This window comes from Streptomyces sp. NPDC033216, assembly GCF_055577115.1.
Genome location: NZ_JBVIQK010000003.1, coordinates 281,068 through 298,561, shown reverse-complemented (window position 1 = coordinate 298,561; position 17,494 = coordinate 281,068). Strand labels below are relative to the sequence as shown.

Below are 17,494 nucleotides of genomic sequence, written 5' to 3'. Positions count from 1 at the left end.
GCCACTCGTCCTGGAACAGGCCGGGGCGGGCCCGGGTGCCCGGCGGCTCAGGCCCAGGCGGTCACCGGCAGGAAGGAGCTGTCCCGGCGGAACAGCTCCGTGCCGTCCGGCTGTTCCACCCGGAGCTGGTAGTCGTAGTGGCGCAGGTAGTACCCGGGGCAGTTGTACGACTCGAAGCGTGCCGAGCCGCTCGTGGTGCCGGTGCGGGCGATGAAGGTGGCGTCCTTCGCGAAGGTCGACGTGCCGTCGTTCGGGTCGAAGCGGGCGCGGAAGGAGTAGTGGCGCAGGTAGTTGCCGGACGCGTCGCGGAAGGAGTAGCCGTTGGCGTCCGCGAGGCCGGGTACGACCGTGAAGGTGGCCGCCCGCTTCTCGGCGGTCGTGCTGGAGGCGGTCACCACCGGGAGGTTGAGCAACGAGGACTGCGCCTGCCAGTGGCGGGTCGTGTAGTTGACGGAGCGGAAGGAGCGGGTCACGTTCTTGGGCAGGCTCACGCCGCCGGTCACCGTCTCCTTGACGACGGTGAAGTGGCGGGCCGTGCCGGAGACACCCGGGAGTGCCTTCGGCGCGCTCCAGGTGGTGAAGGTGTCGTAGCTGTCGCTGTAGTAGTAGGTGCCGTCGCCGTAGCCGTCGAAGAAGACGCGCCAGCCGCCGTTGTCGAGCTGGACGAGGGCCGGGCCCTCCCGGTAGCTGCCCCAGCCGGCCCAGTCGCCCGTACGGGAGATGGTGTACGGGCCCGCGAGCCTGGTGGCCGTGGCGTACTCGATGTACTTGGTCGTCTCGTTCTTGGTGAAGGCGTGGTAGGTCGACCCCAGCTTCACGATGAAGGTGTCGATGTGGTTCTCGCCGATGCCGGACAGGGCGACCGGTGGACTCCAGGACGTGAGACCCGAGTTGGTGGCCCTCAGCAAATAAGGGGTGAATATCCACTCGTCGTCCCTGGTGGAGCAGGAGACGATGATGTTGACGCTGCCGTCGCCGTCCACGAACCACTCCGGCGCCCAGGCCCGCGAGAGGTTCGCGACGGGGACCGTGTAGTCGTACAGGAACGACCAGGTGAGCCGGTCGGAGCTGCGGGCGAACCCGATGGTGGTGCTGGGGTCCTGCCAGGTGTGGGTGGTGTAGGTCAGGTAGTAGTAGCCGTCGGTGTGCTTGAGGATGCTCGCGTCACGGATGCGGTTCGCGGGCGGGGTGTAGGCGGCGGACCTGGCGAGGCGGAAGTCGGTGGCGTCGTCCGACTGGTAGACGTTCACCGTGCCGTCGTCGCTGTCGAGGAACGGCACGATGGTGTAGCGGGAGGCCGATCCGCCGGGCGGGGCGGCGGCGAGCGCGGTGCCGAGCAGGCCGGGCGTCTCGCCGAGCACCAGCGCGGTGGCGGGCAGGGCGGCCATCGCGCGCAGCAGGCTGCGGCGGGACGGTGTGGGGCGGCGTGTGGTCATGTGCGGCTCTCTCCCTACGACTCATCGTTCGACATGCCGAACTAGGTTCGGAAAGTCGATCAGAAGGTAGGGGTGACTCCGGAGCCCGTCAATGGTTTGCGCGGGAACGGCGGCGCCCCGTGCGGCCCGTGGCGGACACGGCACCCACCGCCGGCCGGGGTGCGGTCCCCCACGGCCGGCGGACGTCACCGGGTCCGGCTCGTGGGGCGGGTCACGGGACGCACCGGGGCAGCCCCTAGGGTGCCCTCGTGACCGCGTCCACCGAAGAGAACGTTCCGGGCCGCTTCGGCCCCTCCGCCACCACCGAGGCCGAGCCGCGCGAGGTCGGCCGGGTGCGCACCGAGTACTCCCCGGCGCACGACGGTGACCCGGACCCCGGCGAGATCGTGTGGACCTGGGTGCCCTTCGAGGAGCACGACGGGCGGGGCAAGGACCGCCCGGTGCTGGTCGTCGCCCGGGAGGCGGCCGGCACCTTCCTCGCCGTGCAGCTCTCCAGCAAGCGGCACGACGGCGACCGCGAGTGGGTGCCGATCGGCAGCGGGCCCTGGGACCGCTCGGGCCGGGACTCCTGGGTGGACGTCGACCGCGTGCTGCGGCTGCACGAGCAGGGCATGCGCCGGGAGGCCAGCGCTCTGGACCGGACGCGGTTCGACCTGGTGGTGCATCGGCTGCGGGAGCGGTACGGCTGGAGCTGAGCCCGCCGGACCGGCCGGGCTCAGGCCTGAGGCTGTAGCCGCGGCTGCGGGAAGGCCCGTACGAAGGCCTCCCGGACGGCGCTCCCCGGCGTCCGGTCCAGCACCCCGAACACCACATGCGCGAACGTCCCCTCGAACCGGCCGCCGGGGCCCAGCAGTGTGCGGAACGCGCCCGCCACCTGCGTGGGGTCGTTGCGGAACACGCCGCAGCCCCAGGCGCCGAGGACCAGCCGCCGGTAGCCGTGCGCCGCGGCCGTCTCCAGGACGCGTTCGGCGCGGACGGCCAGGGCGTGCGGCAGTTCCGACGCGCGCTCCGGCGCCGTACGCCGCACCACTCCGGCGTTCGGCGCGGCGGCCGTCAGGAAGCCGGCGGAGTACGGCTCGGGCAGGAACCGGCCCCGGTCGTCGCGGAAGACCGGCACGGCCGGCGAGTGGATGACGCGGTCCGTGTAGAACGGGTCGCGGTGGGCGCGGTGGTGGTCGTAGAACTCGGGGGCCCGCAACAGGCACGCGTACAGCGCGGAGCCACGGCACAGGGCCTCCTCCTGGGCCTGGGCACCGTTGAGGTAGCCGCCGCCCGGATTGCGGGCGGAGGCGAAGTTGAGGACCGCCACCGGGGCGTCCACGAGTCTGCGGGCGGCCGCCAGGCTGCTCTCGCCGGTGACCTCGATCCGCGGGGCGGACGGGGCTGTCCCGAGGACGGCCTCCGGGACCGGCACCGGTTCGGGCCCCACCATGCGGGTCCCCTCCCGGGCGGCCTCGACCGCGGCGGCGAGCGCGATCTCGCGCCCGTCGGGAGTGCGGTACCCGCCCGCGGCCACGGCCTCCTCCGTCTCCCGCGCCAACGCCCGCAGCCGCGCGCTCATGGCGCCACCCCCGTGGGCGCCACGGCCACGTGCCGGACCGTGCGCGGCGCGGCGCACCGCGCCCCGACCGCCCCGTCCGTCTCCCCCGTCGTGCTCATGAACGCATCGTCAGCGATGCTGGACGGGTGGTGCAAGCGGGTTTTCGCCGACCGGGAACATCGGCGGGACTCCTCGCGAACGCCCTGGAAACGCTGCGGAAGGGAGGGTTCTCCGGTCCCTCGGGCACCGTTGTGGCCCCTTGTGCGATTCGGCGAGAGGGTCTTGGGTGGATGAGCGAACCGGTCCGGCGCCACCGAAGCCGGACTGGTGGCATGGTGGAATCTCAGGAGGATCCCGACATGTCCGACAAATTGAGCAGTGCTTCGGGGAGTGACTGTACGGAGACCCGTACCGCCCTCACCGAGGCCGAGGTGGAGGCCCTGGTCAAGGGCATCTGCTTCAAGACCGGACCGCCCCGCACCGTCGGGGTCGAAGTGGAATGGTTCGTCCACGAGCTGCGCTCGCCGCGGCTCCCCGTGACACCCGAACGACTCGCTGAGGCCTACGAGGCCCTGCGGACGGTGCCGCTGTCATCGGCGCTCACCGTCGAACCCGGCGGCCAACTGGAGCTCAGCTCGCCGCCCGCCGCCTCCCTGATGGAGTGCGTGACCACCGTCTCCGCCGACCTGGACGCCGTCCGCGCGGTCCTGCGCGAGGCGGGACTGGTCCTCGCCGGACTCGGCACCGACCCCTGGCACCCGCCCCGACGGTTCCTGCGCGAGCCGCGCTACGACGCCATGGAGGCGTATCTCGACCGCACCGGCCCGGCCGGGCGGGCCATGATGTGCACCTCGGCCTCCGTGCAGGTCTGCCTGGACGCGGGCCACGAGGAGCCCGGCCCGCTGGGGCACGGGCGGCGCTGGTGGCTGGCGCACACGCTGGGCCCGGTCCTGGTCGCCGCCTTCGCCAACTCGCCGCTGCTCGGCGGCGCCCCGACGGGCTGGCGCTCCACCCGGCAGCTGCTGTGGACGGAGATCGGCACGGGCCGCGCCGGCGCGCCGGCCCTGGACGGGGAACCGCGCGCCGCGTGGGCCCGGCACGTGCTGGACGCCCCGGTGATGTGCGTGCGCCGGGACGGCGGGCCGTGGGACGTGCCCGAGGATCTGACCTTCCGGGAGTGGACCCGGTCGGGGGCGCCCACCCGGGCGGATCTCGACTACCACGTCTCCACCCTGTTCCCGCCGGTCAGACCGCGTGGCCATCTGGAGCTGCGCATGATCGACGCGCAACCGGGCGAGGACGGCTGGATCGTGCCGCTCGCCGTGACGACGGCGCTGTTCGACGACCCGGAGGCCGCCGAGAGCGCCTACCGGTCGGTGAAACCGCTCGCGGAACGGGCCCGGTCACTGCCGGCCCCGCACAATCCGCTGTGGAGCGAGGCGGCCCGCACCGGCCTGGCCGATCCGGAGCTGCACGAGACCGCCGTGGCCTGCTTCACCACGGCCCTGGAGGCTCTGCCCCGGCTCGGCGCCACCCCCGAGGTGACGGACGCCGTCGCCCAGTACCTGGAGCGCTACGTCCGCAAGGGCCGCAGCCCCGCCGACGACCAGCTCGACCGCCTGTGCGGCGCCGACGTCCGCACACCCGGGAAGGACATCCGCACATGACCGACCTCGCCCCCGAGGCCCTGGACGCCGAGGTGTTGCGCGAGCGGGCGCTCAGCACCCTCGTGACCGCCCGTGAGCGCACCACACTGCTGACGAGCTGCGTCGAGGAGCCCGACCTCACCGCACAGCACTCGCCGCTGATGTCTCCGCTGGTGTGGGACCTCGCGCACATCGGGAACCAGGAGGAGCTGTGGCTGCTGCGCGCCGTGGCCGGCCGTGAGGCGATGCGCCCCGAGATCGACGGGCTCTACGACGCCTTCGAGCACCCGCGCTCCGAGCGGCCCTCCCTGCCGCTGCTGCCTCCCGCCGAGGCCCGCGCCTACGCGGCGGAGGTGCGCGGACGGGTCCTCGACGTGCTGGAGTCGGCCGACTTCGACGGAACGCGCCTCACGGAGGCCGGTTTCGCCTTCGGGATGGTCGCCCAGCACGAACAGCAGCACGACGAGACCATGCTGATCACCCACCAGCTCCGCACCGGTCCGCAGGCCCTGACCGCCCCGGACCCGGCACCGGCCCCGCTGTTCACCGGCCCGTCCGAAGTGCTCGTACCCGGCGGCCCGTTCATGATGGGCACCTCCGGCGAGCCGTGGGCGCTGGACAACGAGAGGCCCGCGCACCGGCGTGAGGTCGCGGCGTTCCACATCGACACCACGCCGGTGACCAACGGCGCCTATCAGGCGTTCATCGACGACGGCGGTTACGACGACGCCCGCTGGTGGACGCCGGAGGGCTGGTCCCACATCCGCCGGCACGCCATCACCGCCCCGCTGTTCTGGCACCGCGACGGCAGGCAGTGGCTTCGGCGCCGCTTCGGCGTCACCGAGGTCGTGCCGCCCGAGGAGCCCGTGCTGCACGTGTGCTGGTACGAGGCCGACGCCTACGCCCGCTGGGCCGGGCGCCGGCTGCCCACCGAGTCCGAGTGGGAGAAGGCGGCCCGCTTCGACCCGGCGACCGGCGGCTCGATGCGCTACCCGTGGGGCGACGCGGACCCCACGGCCGAGCACGCCAACCTGGGCCAGCGCCATCTGCGCCCCGCGCCCGCCGGCAGCTACCCGGCGGGAGAGTCGCCGCTCGGGGTACGGCAGCTGATCGGCGACGTGTGGGAGTGGACGTCGAGCGACTTCCAGCCCTACCCCGGCTTCCGGGCGTTCCCGTACAAGGAGTACTCGGAGGTGTTCTTCGGTCCCGAGCACAAGGTGCTGCGCGGTGGTTCGTTCGCGGTGGACCCGGTGGCCTGCCGGGGCACCTTCCGCAACTGGGACTACCCGATCCGACGGCAGATCTTCTCCGGCTTCCGCACGGCCCGCTCGGGGGCGGTCTGATGTGCCGCCACATCGCCTTCCTGGGCCCGCGGGAGCCGCTCGGCCGACTCCTGGTGGAGCCCCCGCACGGCCTGTACCGCCAGTCGTGGGCGCCGCGCAGACAGCGGTACGGCACGGTCAACGCCGACGGCTTCGGGGTCGGTTGGTACGCCGAGGATGATCCGGAACCGGCCCGCTACCGCCGGGCCGGGCCGATCTGGGCAGACCTGTCCTTCGCCGACCTGGCTCGCGTCGTGCGCAGCCGCGCGGTGCTGGCCGCCGTACGGGACGCGACGCTGGCCGGGGCGGACGCCGAGGCCGCGGCGGCGCCGTTCGCGGCGGGGAGCTGGCTGTTCAGCCACAACGGGGCCGTGCCGGGCTGGCCGGGGTCCCTGGAGCCGCTCGCGCGGTCGCTGCCGGCGGCCGCGGTGCTGTCGATGGAGGCGCGCAACGACTCGGCGTTCGTGTGGGCGCTGGTCCTGGCCCGGCTGCGCACCGGGGACACGGAGGGCCAGGCGCTCGCCGACACCGTGCAGGAGGTCGCCGCGACGGCCCCCGGCTCGCGCCTCAACCTGCTGCTCGGCAACGGCGACACCATCACCGCGACGGCCTGGGGCGACACCCTCTGGTACCTGACGGAACCCGGCCGCACGGTCGTGGCCTCCGAACCCTACGACGACGACCCGCGCTGGCAGGAGGTCCCCGACCGCACCCTGCTCACGGCGACCCGCGACGAGGTGCTGCTCACCCCGCTCAAGGACCCGAGCACGGCCGCCGCGCCCTCCCCCGCTCTCGGCTCCGCCCGGCCGGGGGCACACCCATCATCCGAGGAGACCGGCTCGTGAGCCCCTTCCAGATCACCCGCACCCTCCCCGAGGACGCCACGGACGCCGCCCTGCGCGCCGATGTCCTCCAGGGACTCACCGCCACCCCCAAGACGCTCCCGCCGAAATGGTTCTACGACGCCCACGGCAGCGAGCTGTTCGAGCGGATCACCGAGTTGCCCGAGTACTACCCGACGCGCGCCGAACGCGAGATCCTCGTGGACCGGGCCGGTGAGATCGCCGCCGCGGCCGGTGCCCGCACGCTCGTCGAGCTGGGCTCGGGGTCCTCGGAGAAGACCCGCCATGTGATCGACGCGCTGACGGACCTGGACACCTACGTGCCCGTCGACGTCAGCGAGAGCGCCCTCACCGGGGCGGGACAAGCCCTGGTCCGCGAGCGGCCGGGCCTGTCCGTCCACGCCCTGATCGCCGACTTCACCGCACCGCTGACCCTCCCGGACACCCCGGGACCGCGACTGCTGGCGTTCCTCGGCGGCACGATCGGCAACCTGCTGCCCGACGAACGCGCTGCCTTCCTCGCGTCGGTCCGGGCGCTGCTCTCGCCGGGCGACGCGCTGCTGCTCGGCACCGACCTCGTCAAGGACGAGGAGGTGCTGGTGCGCGCGTACGACGACGCGGCCGGGGTGACGGCCGCGTTCGACAAGAACGTCCTGGCCGTGGTCAACCGTGAACTGGGCGCCGACTTCGATCCCGGCGCCTTCGACCACGTCGCGCTCTGGGACGCGGAGAACGAGTGGATCGAGATGCGGCTGCGCTCCCGCACGGCGCAGACGGTGAAGCTCCCGGCGCTCGGTCTCGCCGTGGACTTCGCGGCGGGCGAGGAACTGCGCACGGAGGTCTCGGCGAAGTTCCGCGAGGAGGGGGTGCGCACCGAACTGTCCGCGGCAGGCCTTGAGTTGTCCCACTGGTGGACGGATCGGGAGGGCCGCTTCGCGCTCTCACTGAGCACCGTGCGGTAGGGCCGCGGCGGGGCTGGGCGGTCAGCCCGCGGACACCGTCAGCGCCTCCGTGATCCGTCGGGAGGCGCGGCGGGCCTCCGTCGCCGGATCGGCTCCGCCGAGCACCTCGGTCATATAGGTCTTGATCGGGTTGTCCGCCTCCACGGCGGCCCACTCGGGTGTGCTGGGGGTCGCCCGGCCCTGCGCGGCTCCCGCCGCCATGGCCGCGACCCCCTCCTCGCCCGCCACGGCCGACGCCAGCTTCGCCTTGTTCGGCACGTAGTTCATGGTGCGGGCCAGGTCGGTGTTCCACTCGGCGCCGGCCAACGCGGCAACCACGGCGACGGCCCCCGCGCGCCGGTCGGTGTTGCGGGGGATCACGAGGTCGGAGCCGCCGATGAAGACGGCACCGGGCTTCACCGCGGTCTTCCCCGGCACGGGGAAGTACCCAAACTTGCCCTCCAGGGCGGGGTTCTGCTGGACCACGGCCCGCGCGAGGCCGGGGACGGCGACGATCTGGGCCACCTTGCCCGCAGCGAACACACCTGCCTGGGGCGGGTGTTCCTCGTCCGCGCCGACCGGGCCCGCGCCGAGGGACTGGAGGCTCTGGTAGAACCTCATGCCGCGCAGGGCGGCCGGGGTGTCCAGGGCGCCCTCCCAGCGGCCGGCGTCCTCGGTGGCGAGGTCTCCACCCTCGTCCCAGATGAAGCCGGAGAGGGTGTACCAGTCCTGGCCGGCCAGGTAGATGCCCTGATTCCCGCCCGAGTTCAGCTTCTCGGTGGCGGTCAGCCACTCCTCGCGGGTGCGCGGCGGGGTGGTGACGCCGGCCTGGGCGAAGAGGTCCTTGCGGTAGATCACGACACGGTTGGCGGCGTACCAGGGAATGCCGTACTGGTGGAAGCGGCGCTGTCCCGGTTCCGCGAGGCCGGGCAGCCACTCGTCCTTGTCCCACTTGGCCACGGACTCCAGGGTCAGGTCGAGCAACCGGTTGCCGTCCACATACAGGGGGACCTGGGTGTTGCCGACCTCGATGACGTCGGGCCCGTCCTCGCCGTCGCCCTCCAGGGCCCTCTGCACCTTTCCGCCGATGCCGGTCCACTCCTGGATGCGGATGTCCAGGTCGAGATCGGGGTGGTCGCGTTCGAAGTCCTCGGTGAACCGGTCCAGGAAGTCCTGGGAGGCGCTGTCCTTCATCAGCCAGACGGTGACGGTGTGCCGGTCGGGTCCGCCGACGCCGGGAACGGCACCGCAGCCGGTCAGGAGGGAGGCGGACACGCAGAGGAGGGCGAGGAGGCGGCGTCTCACGGGGGTCCTGTTCTGCCTGGTGGACAGGGGCGAGGGGCCCGGCGTGGGGGAACGGGCATGGTGGCCCGGACGGGTGTGCAGGATTTTGGTATGGACCAATGCGGAGGTCAAGGGGCGCCGGCCCGCGCTCCCGACACCTCGCGCTCCGCCGCAGCTTGGGGCACGGTGGAGTGACGAGTGACACACGTGACGCCGCCGCCACAGCTGAGAGGAGCACCCGCATGTCGAACCACACCTACCGGGTCACGGAGATCGTCGGCACCTCGCCCGACGGCGTGGACCAGGCGATCCGCAACGGCATCTCCCGCGCATCGCAGACCCTGCGGCATCTGGACTGGTTCGAGGTGACCCAGGTGCGCGGCCAGATCGAGAACGGCGATGTCGCCCACTGGCAGGTGGGCCTCAAGGTCGGCTTCCGCCTGGACGAGTCGGAGTGACGCGGACCGCCGGCCGACCGGGGTGACAACGGTGCGCCATGGCCGACCGAGGTGACCCCGAGGGCACTACAGCCGACCGAGGTGGCCCCGGGCGGTCCGGCCGACCGAGGTGACCTGGGCGGCCCGGCGGTGGCCGCCCGGCTGGCGGGCGACACCCCGGCCCGCCGGCCGCCCCGTCGCCTTCTTGGCAGCCCTGCAAGAGGGCCGCCGGCCTCCGGGCCCGACATGGTTGTTGCCCCCCTGTCGATCGGATGACCCGGGGTGGTGTCACCGGGCCCGGGGGATGCCGTCGGAGACGCCCCCTCAGGTACGCCCCTCCCGCTCCTGCGCGATACGCAGCGGGGCCGAGGGCCTCGCCCAGCGCGCCCGGATCACCGAGAAGCCGGCCGCCTCCGCCTCGTCGCAGACCAGTTCGTCGTCGTCCACCAGGACCCGCACCTCGCGGTCCCTGCCGAGCCGGCGCAGGATCTCCAGCTTGGTGGTGCGGGCGGGCCGTCGGTCGCCGTCGCGCCGCATGTACACCCGCCCCTCGGGCAGCCCGTGCCGCTCGAGCCACTCACGGGTGTCCTGCCGGCAGCGCTCCGGCCGCCCGGTCAGGTAGACGACCTCGCACTCGCGCGCGCTCCCCACGGCCAGCGCGACACCCTGAGCGAGCGGCGGATCCTGCGGCGCCGCCGCGAAGAAGGCGTCCCAGTCCCGCGGCCTGCGCTCCAGGAACCGCTGCCGGTGGGCGGTGTCGGCGAGGGTGTTGTCCAGGTCGAACACGGCGAGGGGCCGCCTGCTGCTGTCGGTCACGGCACCACCCTAGAGACCTCCCCCACCCGGGCAACCTCACGGTCCGGCAGGATCGCACACCGCACACCATTGTTAACGGTATCCATTTTCATGTAGCGTCCTCGGTGCTCAGCCCGACGAGGAGGTTCCCATGGCCGTACCCAAGCGGAAGATGTCCCGCAGCAACACCCGTCACCGCCGCGCCCAGTGGAAGGCGGCCACCCCGGCACTTGTGCCGGTCACCGTGGACGGCGTCCGCCACCTCGTGCCGCAGCACCTGGTGAAGGCGTACGAGCGCGGCCTGCTGCGGCCCGAGGGCTGACCACGACGCCGTACGGGAATCCCGGCGCCCGTCACGCGTTGAACACCGTGTGAGTTCTGCGATCGAAGCCGCCAGGTTCTCCGTCCTCGACCGTTCCCGCACGCGCGAGGGCCATACGGCCGAGGCGGCGCTGCGGGACACCGTGGCCCTGGCGCGGGACGTGGAGGCGCTCGGCTACCACCGTTTCTGGGTGTCCGAGCACCACGGAGTGCCGGGTGTCGCCGGCTCCGCGCCGACCGTCCTCGCCGCCGCCGTCGCCGCCGCGACCGCCACCATCCGGGTCGGCACGGGCGGGGTGATGCTGCCCAACCACCAGCCGCTGGTCGTCGCCGAGCAGTTCGGCGTGCTGGAGTCATTGTTCCCCGGCCGGATCGACATGGGGCTGGGCCGCTCGGTGGGCTTCACCGGCGCGGTCCGCCGGGCACTGGGACGCGACAAGGACGACGCCGAGGACTTCGGCGCCCAACTGCGGGAACTGCTCGGCTGGTTCGGTGGCACCTCCCCGACCGGCGTGCACGCGCGCCCCGCCGAGGGGCTGAAGGTGCCGCCGTTCGTGCTGGCCGTGGGTGAGGGCGCGCGGATCGCGGCGGAGGTGGGTCTGCCGATGGTCATCGGCGATCTGCGGGACCGGGACCGGCTGCGTCGCGGCGTCGACGACTACCGCGCCCGGTTCCGGCCCTCCCCCTGGGCCGCGGAACCGTACGTCGTCGTCTCCGGGACGATCGCCGTCGCGGCCACGCCCGAGGAGGCCCGCCGGCTGCTGATCCCCGAGGCCTGGTCGATGGCGTACTCCCGCACACACGGCACGTTCCCGCCGCTGCCCCCGGCCGAGCGGGTCGAGGCTCTTTCGATGACGACGCGGGAACGCGGTTTCTACGAGTCGGGCCTGGCCGGCCAGATCGCCGGCACCGAGGAGCAGGTCTCCCGTGAACTGGAGGCGTTGCTGAAGGACACCGGGGCCGAGGAGGTCCTCGTCACGACCAGCACCTACGACCGGCGGGCGCTGCTGGACTCCTACCGGCGACTGGCTGCCGTCGTGCACGGGGGCCGCCCGCCGCGCGCCTGAGTGCGGGGGGACGGCGAGGACGCGACACGGGCGGCGGGCCGATGCCGCCGCCCGCCGCGTCCCGGCACCACCGAGGTGACCGTACGGCCCGGCTCACCGTGCGGACGGTTGGTGAAGCTCACCGGCGGTCCGGCGGGTTGTCGTCGTCGTACCCTTCGGTCTCGACACCCTCGGTCTCGAGGCGTTCCTTGCGGACCTGACCGCGCACGGTCTCCTCCTCGGCGCGCTCGTCGGCGGCCAGCCGGACCCGCTCGACCGGCACGGCCTCGGTCTCCACCACAGGACGCTCCTCGTGCAGGACGACCTCGTGCTCGGCCTCACTGATCTCCGGACCGGAGAGGGCGGCATCGCGGTTGGCGTCGGTGATGGGCTCGCGCTCGACGCGTACCTCCTCCCTGCGCACCGGCACGGTCTGCTCGACCTCCTCGGTGACCACGTACTTGCGCAGTCGGGCCCGCCCGGCCTCGCGCCGCTCGACGCCTACGTTCATCCGCTCCTCGGAGCGGGTCATGGCGTCGTCGCCGGACCGGCCCTCCCGGTAACCGGCGTCCGCCTCACCCGGCCGCATGCCGGGAGCGCCGCCCGCCGCCGTACCGGCCGCCGCGGAGGTGCCCGTGGCGGTGTCGGTCCTCGCGGAGGTGCCCGTCCTGGCGGAGGTGTCCGTCCCCGCCACCCCACCGCTCTCGCCGGTGGCGTCGTCGTCGAGAACGCTGTCCCAGTCGATGCCGTAGTACTCGTACAGGCGGTGCTCCTCGTCCTCCGAGAGGTGTCCGCCGGAGTCGACGTCGACGTTGGGCGCGCCCTTGATGCGGTCCTTGTCGTAGGGGACCTCGATGTGGTCCTCCACCATCGAGGCGTCGCGGATCGGCACGAAGGACTCACTCGTACCGAAGAGGCCCGTTTTGACCGACACCCATTCGGGCTGTCCGGTCACATCGTCCAAGAAGACGTGCTTGGCTTCGCCGATCTTGTGTCCCTCCCCGTCGTAGACGGGATGGTCCAGCACATTCCTGATCTCTTCGCGGGCGATCATGGAATCGCCCTCCCTTCCAGTGACAGCTTCTGGGGTTCCGAGTGACCGCCACACGACACTGGAAACAGACAAATACGCATATTCCTCTCACCGGTTCGGCGGAGGGGACGCGGCGGCATCCCGCGGACCGCGGCCGGATGCCCCGGTCCCGCCCGACCGGGGCCGGGGCACGGCTGGGCGGCCCGGGCCAGCGACCGGCGGTCGGCGTGGGTGCCCGGGCTGATCACGGGGCGCACCTCGACCTCGGCCACCAGCCCCCGCGCCGTGACCACCCGCCACAACGAGGCGAGGAGGGAGTCCTCGCCGACGAACGCGGGGACGGTGGTGGCGGCGCCCCCGGTGAGCCGGTAGCGGATGCGGACGGGCTGGACGGGCACCCCCGCGTCCAGGGCGGCCTGGAAGACGGCCCTGCGGAAGGTGCCCTGCGCCCGGCCGCACCACGTACTGCCCTCCGGGAAGACCCCGACGGCGGCCCCCGAGCGCAGCAGCGCGGCGATGCGGGAGACCGTGCCCGGGAGCCCCCGCAGCCGGTCGCGGTCGATGAACAGGACGCCGCCGCGGGCGGCCAGCGGGCCCACGACGGGCCACCGCCGTATCTCGGCCTTGGCGATCATCCGGGCCGGGCGGACCACGGTCAGCAGCGGGATGTCCAGCCAGGAGATGTGGTTGGCGACCAGCAGCAGACCACCTTCGGGCACGGCGGCGCCGGTGACCCGCGGCCGGACCCCGGCGGCCCGCACGACGGCCCGTGCCCACCGGCGCACCAGCCCGGCCGGGACGCCACCGCCGACCGGCAGCAGCGCGATCCCGGCCAGCACAAGCGCCAGGACCATCACGAGCCGCAGTACCGCACGCGGTACGGCGGTGGCGGAAACCGTCGCCTCCACGCACGCCCGCGGAGTACAGGGCGCGCTGGGCAGCCAGACGCTCATCAGGCCGGGACGAGCGAGAGGAAGTGCCGCAGGTAGCGGGGGTTCACCCGACGCATCGGCAGCAGCACGTACAGGTCGGCGACGCCGAAGTCCGGGTCGTGGGCGGGGGCGCCGCACACCCAGGCACCGAGTCGGAGATAGCCGCGCAGCAGGGCGGGCAGTTCGGTGTGGCCGGGCAGCGCCAGGTCCTGCCGCGGCACCCACGGCAGCAGTGGACGTACCCGGAACTCCTCGGGCGCCAGGTGCTTCTCCCGCACGCGGTCCCAGGCGCCGGCCGCGACGGCGCCGCCGTCCGCGAGGGAGACGGAGCAGCAGCCCGCCAGCCATTCGTGGCCGTTGTCCACCATGTAGCGGGCGATGCCGGCCCAGATGAGGCCGATGACGGCACCGTCACGGTGGTCGGGGTGCACGCAGGAACGGCCGACCTCGACGAGGCCGGGCCGGATGTGGTCCAGCGGCGTCAGGTCGAACTCGGCCTCGGAGTACAGCCGCCCGGCGATCGCGGCGCGCTCCGGCGGCAGCAGCCGGTAGGTGCCGACGACCTGACCGGTGTCGGCCTCGCGGACCAGCAGGTGGTCGCAGTGGGCGTCGAAGGGGTCGGCGTCGAGGCCGGGCCGCGAGGACGTGAGCAGGGCCCCCATCTCCCCGGCGAAGACGTCGTGCCGCAGCCGCTGCGCGGCCCGGACATCGGCCTCGTCGCGGGCCAGGGCGACGGTGTAGCGGACGGGGGCCGTGGACTGCGCGGGACGATCGAGGGTGGAAACGCCGGTCATGGCTCTCTCCTGGACACGCACGAGGTGGGACGGAGCGGTACCCCCTGTTTCTTCCGATGCCGGTTGGCGTGTACGTGACGTGTGCCAGGAGGGCGGGTGTGGGAAAGCTGAATGCCTGGCGCTCGGCGAGCGCCGGAAGAGCCAGACGGGGCCGGGGATGAGCACCACTCCCGGCCCCGCCCGTCCGCGCTTTCGGCGAACGTCTGATTCCCACGCTGCGGACAGCACCGCGGGGGCTTTTCCGCGCCACGCTGCGGGCAGCACCGCGGGGGCTTTTCCGCGCCACGCTGCGGGCAGCACCCGAAGAGCGCGGGGAACGCGCGGCCGGCCAGGAAGACGCGGGGTGCACGCGACCGGCCACCGGGCGCGGGGAACCGCGCGATCGGTATGCGGCCCTCCCCCGCCCCGCGAACGACGCCTCCCCCTACGGCGCTACCGCTTCACCTTCCTCGTGGCCCGCAGCCACTCCTTGTTCATTCCGGTGATGGAGACCAGCGGAATGCCCTTCGGGCAGGCGGTGGCGCACTCGCCGGCCAGCGTGCAGCCGCCGAAGCCCTCCTCGTCCATCTGCGCCACCATGTCCAGCACCCGCGTCTCCCGCTCGGGCGCGCCCTGCGGCAGGACGTTCAGGTGGTTGATCTTGGCGGAGGTGAACAGCATCGCCGCGCCGTTGGGACAGGCGGCGACGCAGGCCCCGCAGCCGATGCACTCGGCGTGCTCGAACGCGAAGTCGGCGTCCGGCTTCGGCACCGGTGTGGCGTGCGCCTCGGGGGCGGCTCCGGTGGGAGCGGTGATGTAGCCGCCTGCCTGGATGATCCGGTCGAGGGCCGAGCGGTCCACGACCAGGTCCTTGATCACCGGGAACGCGGACGCCCGCCACGGCTCGATGTCGATCGTGTCGCCGTCCCGGAAGGACCGCATGTGCAGCTGGCAGGTGGTGGTGCGTTCCGGTCCGTGCGCGTCGCCGTTGATGACGAGGGAGCACGCGCCGCAGATCCCCTCGCGGCAGTCGTGGTCGAAGGCGACCGGGTCCTCGCCCCTGAGGATGAGTTCTTCGTTGAGGGTGTCGAGCATCTCCAGGAAGGACATGTCGGAGGAGATCCCGTCCACCTCGTACGTGGACATGGCGCCTTCGGCGTCGGCGTTGCGCTGCCGCCAGACGCGCAGGGTGAGCTTCATGCGTAGCTCCGCTGGGTGGGGTGGACGTACTCGAAGACCAGGTCTTCCTTGTGCAGGACGGGCGCTTCGCCGGTGCCGGTGAACTCCCAGGCGGCCGCGTACGCGAACTCCTCGTCCCGGCGGGCGGCCTCGCCGTCCGGGGTCTGGGACTCCTCGCGGAAGTGACCGCCGCAGGACTCGGCGCGGTGCAGCGCGTCGAGGCACATCAGCTCGGCCAGCTCCAGGTAGTCGATGACGCGGTTCGCCTTCTCCAGGGACTGGTTGAACTCCTCGCCGGTGCCGGGGACCTTGATACGCCGCCAGAACTCCTCGCGGATCTGCGGGATCCGTTCGAGGGCCTTGCGCAGGCCGGAGTCGGTGCGGGCCATGCCGCAGAACTCCCACATCAGTTCGCCGACCTCGCGGTGGAAGGAGTCCGGCGTGCGGTCGCCGTCGACGGACAGCAGAAGGTTCAGGCGGTCCTGGGTCTCCGCCAGAACCTCCTGCACGACGGGGTGTTCGTCGCCGACCTCGCTCTGGCGCGGGTTGCGCGCGAGGTAGTCGTTGATGGTGGCGGGCAGTACGAAGTAGCCGTCGGCCAGGCCCTGCATCAGCGCGGACGCCCCGAGCCGGTTGGCGCCGTGGTCGGAGAAGTTGGCCTCGCCGATCGCGAACAGGCCGGGAACCGTGGTCTGGAGGTCGTAGTCGACCCACAGGCCGCCCATCGTGTAGTGCACGGCGGGGTAGATCCGCATCGGCACCTGGTACGGATCCTCGTCGGTGATCCGCTGGTACATGTCGAAGAGGTTGCCGTACTTGGCCTCGACGGCCTTGCGCCCCATCCGCTCGATCGCGTCGGCGAAGTCCAGGTAGACGCCCTGACCGCCGGGGCCGACGCCGCGCCCCTCGTCGCAGACGTTCTTGGCGGCGCGGGAGGCGATGTCACGCGGGACCAGGTTGCCGAAGGACGGGTAGATGCGCTCCAGGTAGTAGTCGCGCTCGTCCTCGGGGATCCGGTTCGCCGGCCGGGTGTCGCCCTTCGCCTTCGGGACCCAGATCCGGCCGTCGTTGCGCAGGGACTCGCTCATCAGCGTCAGCTTGGACTGGTGGTCGCCGGTGCGCGGGATGCAGGTCGGGTGGATCTGCGTGAAACAGGGGTTGGCGAAGTGGGCGCCCCGCCGGTGCGCCCGCCAGATCGCGGTGGCGTTGGAGTTCATGGCGTTCGTCGACAGGTAGAAGACGTTCCCGTAACCGCCGCTGGCGAGTACGACGGCGTCCGCGACGTACGTGTCGATCCTCCCCGTGATCAGGTCCCGCGCCACGATCCCGCGCGCCCGTCCGTCGACGACGATCAGGTCGAGCATCTCGGTGCGCGGGTGCATCTCGATGTTGCCCGCGGCGATCTGCCTGCTGAGTGCCTGGTAGGCGCCGAGCAGCAGTTGCTGACCTGTCTGGCCGCGGGCATAGAAGGTGCGGGACACCTGGACCCCGCCGAAGGAGCGGGTGTCGAGCAGACCGCCGTACTCCCGCGCGAAGGGCACGCCCTGCGCCACGCACTGGTCGATGATCTCCACCGAGATCTGCGCCAAGCGGTGCACGTTGGACTCGCGGGCCCTGAAGTCGCCGCCCTTGACGGTGTCGTAGAACAGCCGGTGGATGGAGTCGCCGTCGTTGCGGTAGTTCTTCGCCGCGTTGATGCCGCCCTGCGCGGCGATCGAATGGGCGCGGCGGGGAGAGTCCTGGTAGCAGAACTGGACGACGTGGTAGCCCTGTTCGGCGAGGGTGGCGCCGGCGGAGCCGCCCGCGAGGCCGGTGCCGACGACGATGACGGTGTGCTTGCGCCGGTTGGCCGGGTTGACCAGCCTGGCCTCGAAACGGCGCCTGTCCCAGCGCTCGGCGATCGGCCCGGCGGGAGCCTTGGCGTCGACGACGGGCTGGCCGGTCGTGTAGTCCGCGTAGGAAGTCAT

At 72.5% G+C, this 17,494-nt stretch carries 17 protein-coding genes; 8 read left to right on the top strand and 9 right to left on the bottom strand.

Annotated features, from left to right (window positions below; translation table 11 throughout):
- Nucleotides 1-47: 47 nt before the first annotated feature.
- Nucleotides 48-1,436 (bottom strand): glycoside hydrolase family 43 protein, encoded by a 1,389-nt coding sequence (locus ACZ5Y0_RS07990; RefSeq protein ID WP_469127761.1) that lies wholly within the window; start codon nt 1,434-1,436, stop codon nt 48-50.
- A gap of 248 nt (nt 1,437-1,684) precedes the next feature.
- Here ACZ5Y0_RS07990 and ACZ5Y0_RS07985 point away from each other — a divergent pair, with 248 nt between their 5' ends.
- Complete coding sequence (locus tag ACZ5Y0_RS07985) at nt 1,685-2,131, top strand: type II toxin-antitoxin system PemK/MazF family toxin (protein WP_469127760.1); 447 nt, start codon at nt 1,685-1,687, stop codon at nt 2,129-2,131.
- A 20-nt stretch (nt 2,132-2,151) separates the two neighbouring features.
- On the opposite strand, the gene ACZ5Y0_RS07980 is transcribed toward ACZ5Y0_RS07985, so the two are convergent.
- Nucleotides 2,152-2,997 carry a TIGR02452 family protein gene (locus ACZ5Y0_RS07980; RefSeq protein ID WP_469127759.1) on the bottom strand — a complete coding sequence of 282 codons (846 nt, stop codon included), beginning with the start codon at nt 2,995-2,997 and terminating at the stop codon, nt 2,152-2,154.
- Nucleotides 2,998-3,335: 338 nt separating this feature from the next.
- Between ACZ5Y0_RS07980 and egtA the strand changes: the two genes are divergently transcribed.
- From egtA to egtD, 4 genes are read left to right on the top strand one after another with little or no spacing between them, the layout of a single operon-like run.
- Nucleotides 3,336-4,643, top strand: coding sequence for an ergothioneine biosynthesis glutamate--cysteine ligase EgtA (egtA, locus tag ACZ5Y0_RS07975; protein ID WP_469127758.1), 1,308 nt, complete (start codon nt 3,336-3,338; stop codon nt 4,641-4,643).
- A complete protein-coding gene (egtB, locus tag ACZ5Y0_RS07970; protein ID WP_469127757.1) occupies nt 4,640-5,965 on the top strand; it encodes an ergothioneine biosynthesis protein EgtB in 1,326 nt (441 codons plus the stop codon). The genes egtA and egtB overlap by 4 nt, the downstream gene beginning before the upstream one ends.
- On the top strand, nt 5,965-6,789 hold the full coding sequence (gene egtC / locus ACZ5Y0_RS07965; protein ID WP_469127756.1) for an ergothioneine biosynthesis protein EgtC: 825 nt from the start codon (nt 5,965-5,967) through the stop codon (nt 6,787-6,789). The genes egtB and egtC overlap by 1 nt, the downstream gene beginning before the upstream one ends.
- Nucleotides 6,786-7,748, top strand: coding sequence for an L-histidine N(alpha)-methyltransferase (egtD, locus tag ACZ5Y0_RS07960; protein WP_469127755.1), 963 nt, complete (start codon nt 6,786-6,788; stop codon nt 7,746-7,748). The genes egtC and egtD overlap by 4 nt, the downstream gene beginning before the upstream one ends.
- 21 nt (nt 7,749-7,769) lie before the next feature.
- Here egtD and ACZ5Y0_RS07955 read toward each other — a convergent pair whose 3' ends face one another.
- Nucleotides 7,770-9,032 (bottom strand): extracellular solute-binding protein, encoded by a 1,263-nt coding sequence (locus tag ACZ5Y0_RS07955; protein ID WP_469127754.1) that lies wholly within the window; start codon nt 9,030-9,032, stop codon nt 7,770-7,772.
- Nucleotides 9,033-9,253: 221 nt separating this feature from the next.
- Between ACZ5Y0_RS07955 and ACZ5Y0_RS07950 the strand changes: the two genes are divergently transcribed.
- The gene (locus ACZ5Y0_RS07950; protein WP_467516053.1) at nt 9,254-9,469 is read left to right on the top strand and encodes a dodecin; all 216 of its coding nucleotides are present in this window, start codon (nt 9,254-9,256) and stop codon (nt 9,467-9,469) included.
- A gap of 303 nt (nt 9,470-9,772) precedes the next feature.
- On the opposite strand, the gene ACZ5Y0_RS07945 is transcribed toward ACZ5Y0_RS07950, so the two are convergent.
- Nucleotides 9,773-10,264 carry a phosphatase domain-containing protein gene (locus ACZ5Y0_RS07945; RefSeq protein ID WP_469127753.1) on the bottom strand — a complete coding sequence of 164 codons (492 nt, stop codon included), beginning with the start codon at nt 10,262-10,264 and terminating at the stop codon, nt 9,773-9,775.
- A 130-nt stretch (nt 10,265-10,394) separates the two neighbouring features.
- Here ACZ5Y0_RS07945 and rpmF point away from each other — a divergent pair, with 130 nt between their 5' ends.
- Both rpmF and ACZ5Y0_RS07935 read left to right on the top strand, forming a co-directional pair.
- Nucleotides 10,395-10,565: a 50S ribosomal protein L32 gene (rpmF, locus tag ACZ5Y0_RS07940; protein ID WP_279549144.1), complete on the top strand. Its 171-nt coding sequence runs from the start codon at nt 10,395-10,397 to the stop codon at nt 10,563-10,565.
- 49 nt (nt 10,566-10,614) lie between these two features.
- The gene (locus ACZ5Y0_RS07935) at nt 10,615-11,631 is read left to right on the top strand and encodes an LLM class flavin-dependent oxidoreductase (protein WP_469127752.1); all 1,017 of its coding nucleotides are present in this window, start codon (nt 10,615-10,617) and stop codon (nt 11,629-11,631) included.
- 118 nt (nt 11,632-11,749) lie between these two features.
- On the opposite strand, the gene ACZ5Y0_RS07930 is transcribed toward ACZ5Y0_RS07935, so the two are convergent.
- The 5 genes from ACZ5Y0_RS07930 to ACZ5Y0_RS07910 form a co-directional block, all read right to left on the bottom strand.
- Nucleotides 11,750-12,664 (bottom strand): PRC and DUF2382 domain-containing protein, encoded by a 915-nt coding sequence (locus ACZ5Y0_RS07930; protein WP_469127751.1) that lies wholly within the window; start codon nt 12,662-12,664, stop codon nt 11,750-11,752.
- Entirely contained in the window at nt 12,661-13,596 is a 936-nt protein-coding gene (locus ACZ5Y0_RS07925; protein ID WP_469127750.1) for a lysophospholipid acyltransferase family protein, read from the bottom strand. The genes ACZ5Y0_RS07930 and ACZ5Y0_RS07925 overlap by 4 nt, the downstream gene beginning before the upstream one ends.
- Entirely contained in the window at nt 13,596-14,369 is a 774-nt protein-coding gene (locus tag ACZ5Y0_RS07920; protein WP_469127749.1) for a GNAT family N-acetyltransferase, read from the bottom strand. Before ACZ5Y0_RS07920 ends, ACZ5Y0_RS07925 begins: the two co-directional genes overlap by 1 nt.
- Before the next feature lie 432 nt (nt 14,370-14,801).
- Nucleotides 14,802-15,548, bottom strand: a complete 747-nt coding sequence (locus tag ACZ5Y0_RS07915) for a succinate dehydrogenase/fumarate reductase iron-sulfur subunit (protein ID WP_469127748.1) — start codon at nt 15,546-15,548, stop codon at nt 14,802-14,804.
- Nucleotides 15,545-17,494 (bottom strand): fumarate reductase/succinate dehydrogenase flavoprotein subunit, encoded by a 1,950-nt coding sequence (locus tag ACZ5Y0_RS07910; RefSeq protein WP_469127747.1) that lies wholly within the window; start codon nt 17,492-17,494, stop codon nt 15,545-15,547. The genes ACZ5Y0_RS07915 and ACZ5Y0_RS07910 overlap by 4 nt, the downstream gene beginning before the upstream one ends.

Coding starts and splice junctions, on each gene's coding strand:
- ACZ5Y0_RS07990 (WP_469127761.1), bottom strand. CDS start 1,436: ATGACCACACGCCGCCCCACACCGTCCCGCCGCAGCCTGCTGCGCGCG.
- ACZ5Y0_RS07980 (WP_469127759.1), bottom strand. CDS start 2,997: ATGAGCGCGCGGCTGCGGGCGTTGGCGCGGGAGACGGAGGAGGCCGTG.
- egtA (WP_469127758.1), top strand. CDS start 3,336: ATGTCCGACAAATTGAGCAGTGCTTCGGGGAGTGACTGTACGGAGACC.
- egtB (WP_469127757.1), top strand. CDS start 4,640: ATGACCGACCTCGCCCCCGAGGCCCTGGACGCCGAGGTGTTGCGCGAG.
- egtC (WP_469127756.1), top strand. CDS start 5,965: ATGTGCCGCCACATCGCCTTCCTGGGCCCGCGGGAGCCGCTCGGCCGA.
- ACZ5Y0_RS07950 (WP_467516053.1), top strand. CDS start 9,254: ATGTCGAACCACACCTACCGGGTCACGGAGATCGTCGGCACCTCGCCC.
- rpmF (WP_279549144.1), top strand. CDS start 10,395: ATGGCCGTACCCAAGCGGAAGATGTCCCGCAGCAACACCCGTCACCGC.
- ACZ5Y0_RS07930 (WP_469127751.1), bottom strand. CDS start 12,664: ATGATCGCCCGCGAAGAGATCAGGAATGTGCTGGACCATCCCGTCTAC.
- ACZ5Y0_RS07925 (WP_469127750.1), bottom strand. CDS start 13,596: ATGAGCGTCTGGCTGCCCAGCGCGCCCTGTACTCCGCGGGCGTGCGTG.
- ACZ5Y0_RS07920 (WP_469127749.1), bottom strand. CDS start 14,369: ATGACCGGCGTTTCCACCCTCGATCGTCCCGCGCAGTCCACGGCCCCC.
- ACZ5Y0_RS07915 (WP_469127748.1), bottom strand. CDS start 15,548: ATGAAGCTCACCCTGCGCGTCTGGCGGCAGCGCAACGCCGACGCCGAA.
- ACZ5Y0_RS07910 (WP_469127747.1), bottom strand. CDS start 17,494: ATGACTTCCTACGCGGACTACACGACCGGCCAGCCCGTCGTCGACGCC.